Here is a 1,491-nt window from a genome sequence, read left to right on the forward strand (position 1 = left end):
GTCGTATGCGTCACTCCTCGACGACGGCGACCGCCCGTGTCCAGCCCGCCCCCGCGCCCGCGATCTTCACCGGGAAGCAGGTCACCGTGAAGCCGGTGGGACCCGGCAGGGCGCCGAGGTTGGCGAGCCGCTCGATCTGGCAGTACTCCCGCTCGCGCCCCACGAAATGCGCCGGCCACAGCACGCCCCGGTCCCCGGTGCGCTGATACTCCCTGATCATGTGGCCGAAGGGCGCGTCCAGGCTGAACGCGTCGGTGCCGATCACCCGCACCCCGAGATCCAGCAGCAGACGCGTGGCCGCCGCGTCGAGCCCCGCGAAGTCCGTGAAGAACTCGGGCGTCCCCGCCAGCCGGTCCGCGCCCGTGTACAGCAGCACGATGTCCAGCGGGCCGGGCACGCTCCCGGCCTCGTCCAGCGCCCGGCGCACCCGGCCCGCGCCGATCGCCCCGACCGGCTCGCCCCGCAGATCCAGCCGGAACCCCGGCCGCTGGAACCAGTCCAGCGGCATCCGGTCGATATGGCGCGGCGTGCCGTACGCCGTGCGCGAGCCGTAGTGCGACGGCGCGTCGACATGCGTGCCGGTGTGCGTCGTGAGCGTCAGGGTGTCCAGCGACAGCAACTCGCCGTCGGGGAGTTCGGACGGGTCGAAATCCACGCCGTGGTGGCGCCGCATCCCCTCCGCCATGTGCCGGCCGCCCTCGGCCGGGCTCATGATCTCGTGCTTGACCGGATCGACCTCCCACTGCCCGGCGTCCACCGCCTGGGACAGGTCGATGAAGCGCGAGGCCGTCCCGCGGGGGCCGTTCCCGTTGTCCTGCCGCACCGTCTCCGTCACAGCAGCCCGGCCCCGCCGTCCACGGTGAGCACCTGGCCGTGCAGCGCCGCCGCCTCCGGCCGGCACAGCAGCGCCACCACGTCCGCCACCTCGTCGGCCGTGGTCAGCCGGCCGGCCGGGGTCCGCGCCACGAGCCGCGCCAGCGCTTCCGCCGGAGGCCCGACCGGTCCGTCGGGGCCTTCCGGCGCGAGCTTGCCGCCGGCCACCGCGTTGACGGCGACGCCCCGCCCGGCCAGCTCCACCGCGAGATAGCGCACCATCGACTCCAGCGCCGCCTTCGCCATCCCCAGGCCCGCATAGCCCGGCACCACCGAACGGGCGCCCGTGGCGGAAACCGCGACCAGCCGCCCGGAACCCGGCGCCAGCAGGTCGCCGAGCCGCCCTGCCCCGTACACCAGCGGCCCCAGCGCCACCGCGCCGTCCCGCAGGCACCCTTCGACACGGGGCGCGGCGGTGGCCATCGGATGGAACGAACCGGCGCTGTGCACCATGACATCGAGCCGCCCGTACCCGGACCGGATCTCCTCCAGCAGCCGCACCACCCCCAGCGGCGTGGACATGTCCGCGCGCATCAGCCGCACCGCGCCCCCGGCCTCCACCAGCTCCTTCTCGGCCCGCAGCGCCCGGTCGTCGTCGTGCGCGTAGTTCATCAGCAC

The 1,491-nt window shown here is 74.6% G+C and carries 2 protein-coding genes; both read right to left on the reverse strand.

All coding sequences use genetic code 11. From position 1 onward, the window contains the following. Positions 1–10: 10 nt before the first annotated feature. Positions 11–835, reverse strand: a complete 825-nt coding sequence (locus tag ACFU99_RS43375; RefSeq protein ID WP_384404238.1) for a cyclase family protein — start codon at positions 833–835, stop codon at positions 11–13. Then, a partial coding sequence (locus ACFU99_RS43380) for an SDR family oxidoreductase (RefSeq protein WP_384404241.1) occupies positions 832–1,491 on the reverse strand: 660 nt, incomplete at its 5' end. The genes ACFU99_RS43380 and ACFU99_RS43375, both read right to left, overlap by 4 nt.

It is taken from the genome of Streptomyces sp. NPDC057654 (assembly GCF_042800135.1).
In the GTDB taxonomy this organism is placed as follows: domain Bacteria; phylum Actinomycetota; class Actinomycetes; order Streptomycetales; family Streptomycetaceae; genus Streptomyces.